Below are 2,756 nucleotides of genomic sequence, written 5' to 3' on the forward strand. Positions count from 1 at the left end.
AGCGTCTCGTGGAACCACCCGCCCAGCGAGCGCAGGTCCTCCCCCTCACCCCGGCGCACCCGCTCCTGTCCCAGCCTGACCAGGCCGCGGAGCACCTTGAGGTGCGCCTCCGTGCGGCGCTGCGCCGCACGGGCGGCCCCGAGGGGCTCCAGGAGCATCCGGACCTCCAGGAGGTCGGCGGCCTCCTGTTCCGTGGGTTCGGCGACACAGGCACCGGCGTGCCGGCGTGCGACGACGAACCCCTCGGACTCCAGCGTGCGCAGCGCTTCGCGCACGGGGACGCGGGAGACGCCGTAGCGACGCGCGAGCACCTCTTCGGTGAGGCGGCTGCCGCGCGCGAGGACACCGGAGACGATGTCGTCACGGATTGCCGTGCATACCGAATGAGCGGGAATGCGCATGTCCGAACCTCCGCCTTAATCCCCGCGGAACGCGGCCGATCGACGCCTTTTCCGTGACTCTATTGCAACCGGCGGGAATTTCCGATGGCGGGGTGTGAACCGTGGATATCTTTTGGCCAGGAGCGCTTCCGCGGAGGCTTCGGCGCGCGTCTCCCCCGGGACACGGCGAAGGCCCCGGCGGATGCCGGGGCCTTCGCAGGAGCGCTGCCGTGGGGCGTGGGTCAGACCTGGACGCCGTGGGCACGGAGGTAGGAGACGGGGTCCATGTCCGAGCCGTACTCAGGGGTGGTCCGGGCCTCGAAGTGCAGGTGCGGCCCGGTGGAGTTCCCGGTCGAGCCGGAGAGACCGATCTGCTCGCCCGAGCCGACGCTCTGGCCGACGGAGACACCGATCGAGGAGAGGTGGCCGTACTGGGTGTACGTGCCGTCCTTCATCCGGAGCACGATGTTGTTGCCGTACGCGCCGCCCCAGCCCGCTTCGACGACCGTGCCGGCGCCGACCGCGACCACGGAGGTGCCGGACGCCGCCCGGAAGTCCACGCCGGAGTGGCTGCCGGAGGACCAGAGCGCGCCGCCGGACCGGTAGCCGGTGGTCACGTGCGAGCCCGCGACCGGGAGGTGGAAGGAGTTCAGCCGGGCACGCTCGGCCGCGCGGGCGGCGCGCGCCTTCTCCTCGCGGGCCTCCTCGGCGCGGGCCTCCGCCTTGCGCTCGGCCTCCGCCTTCGCCTTCGCCTTCGCCCTGGCCTTCGCCTCGGCCTCGGCCTTGGCCGCGAGGTCGGCCTGGTGCTGCTGCGCCTCGGCCTGGGCGTCGATCTGGGCGGCGAGGGTGGTGTCGAGTGCGACGGTCTGCGTGAGACCGGTGCCGGCGCTGACGGCCTCGGTGTCCGCCGCGAGGGCCGGAGAGGCCGTGGCGCCGATGACGCCGGTGGTGGCCAGGGCCGCGATGCCGGCGACCTCGGCGCTCTTGCGCGTCAGGCGGCTCGGGGCACGGTGCTTCCCGGTGGCACGGATGAACGCCATGGAGGGGCTGATCCTTTCCTTCCTTCTCGCCTACCGGGTTAGCTGACGGGTTCGGAGCAGGAAGGTCTCCTACGGGCCCCTGGGCCTCTGGTGAGGTACAGGAGTCCGATTCACCCCAGGGACTTCATGGGTCCCCGGCTCCCCAGGCTCACGCCTGACGGGGACTCGGCGATGGCTGTCCGGCGCCGCGGGCGCGGCAATCGTCCGGCGGACAGCCGAGCCGACGCTAGAGCGCTCAACTTTCTCTCTCCAAACGGAAAGGTCCTTTTGTCGCACATCCCACAGAGCGAATGACGATATTTCGCTCAAAACAGACAGAATGACGGGCCCCGGCGCTCATACGTGCGCCGGGGCCCGTCCTGTCCCGTCCCGTTCCTCCGGACGCTTCCGTCAGCCGCTGACGACCGACACCTCGCCGATCCCGAGCGCCCGCACGGGCTCGGCGATCCGGGCGGCGTCCCCGACCAGGACGGTGACCAGCCGGTCGACCGGGAACGCGTTGACCACGGCGGCGGTCGCCTCGACCGTGCCCGTCCCGGCCAGCCGGGCGTACAGCTCGGCCTGGTAGTCGTCGGGGAGGTGCTGCTCCACCTGATCGGCCAGGGTGCCGGCGACGGAGGCCGCCGTCTCGTACTTCAGCGGGGCGACGCCCACGAGGTTCTGCACGGCGGTCTCCCGCTCGGCGTCGGTGAGCCCCTCGGCCGCCAGGGTGCGCAGGACCTTCCACAGGTCGTCGAGCGCGGGACCGGTGGACTCGGTGTCGACGGAGCCGCTGATGGCGAGCATCGCGGCGCCGGCCGTCCCGGACGGGGAGCCGGGCGCGGTGGAGCGCAGAACCTGCCCGAAGGCCCGGACGCCGTAGGTGTAGCCCTTCTCCTCACGCAGCACGCGGTCCAGCCGGGAGGTGAGGGTGCCTCCCAGGCAGTACGTGCCGAGGACCTGGGCGGGCCACACGCTGTCGTGCCGGTCGGCGCCGATCCGGCCGATCAGCAGTTGCGTCTGCACCGCTCCGGGACGGTCCACGATGACCACACGGCCGGTGTCGTCCGCGGTGATCGCAGGCGCGGGCCGTGCCTGGCCGGCGTTGCCCGACCAGTCCCCGAGGGTGTCGGAGAGCAGCGCGTCCAGGTCCACCCCGGTCAGGTCGCCGACGACGACCGCCGTCGCGGTGGACGGGCGGATGTGCGCGTCGTAGAAGGCGCGTACGGCGGCGGCGTCGATCCGCCGGACCGTCTCCTCGGTGCCCTGGCGCGGACGCGACATCCGCGCCGTGGCGGGGAAGAGCTCCTTGGAGAGCTGCTTGGCGGCCTTCCGGGCGGGGTTGGCCTGCTCGTGC

The 2,756-nt window shown here is 72.3% G+C and carries 3 protein-coding genes and 1 riboswitch; all 3 genes read right to left on the reverse strand.

From position 1 onward, the window contains the following. On the reverse strand, positions 1-401 hold a 401-nt coding region (locus tag VN520_RS25540; protein ID WP_325749289.1), incomplete at its 3' end, for a GntR family transcriptional regulator. Between the two features lie 221 nt (positions 402-622). After that, entirely contained in the window at positions 623-1,420 is a 798-nt protein-coding gene (locus tag VN520_RS25545; RefSeq protein ID WP_325749290.1) for a M23 family metallopeptidase, read from the reverse strand. Between the two features lie 12 nt (positions 1,421-1,432). After that, positions 1,433-1,601: riboswitch (cyclic di-AMP (ydaO/yuaA leader) on the reverse strand. A gap of 209 nt (positions 1,602-1,810) precedes the next feature. Further along, positions 1,811-2,756, reverse strand: a 946-nt coding sequence (locus VN520_RS25550) for a M16 family metallopeptidase (protein ID WP_325749291.1), incomplete at its 5' end; no start/stop codon positions are given.

The sequence above is a fragment of the Streptomyces sp. genome, assembly GCF_035563135.1.
Classification (GTDB): Bacteria; Actinomycetota; Actinomycetes; order Streptomycetales; family Streptomycetaceae; genus Streptomyces.

Bases quoted from the DNA above. Each gene is read 5' to 3' on its own strand.
- VN520_RS25545 (WP_325749290.1), bottom strand. From the start codon at position 1,420: ATGGCGTTCATCCGTGCCACCGGGAAGCACCGTGCCCCGAGCCGCCTG.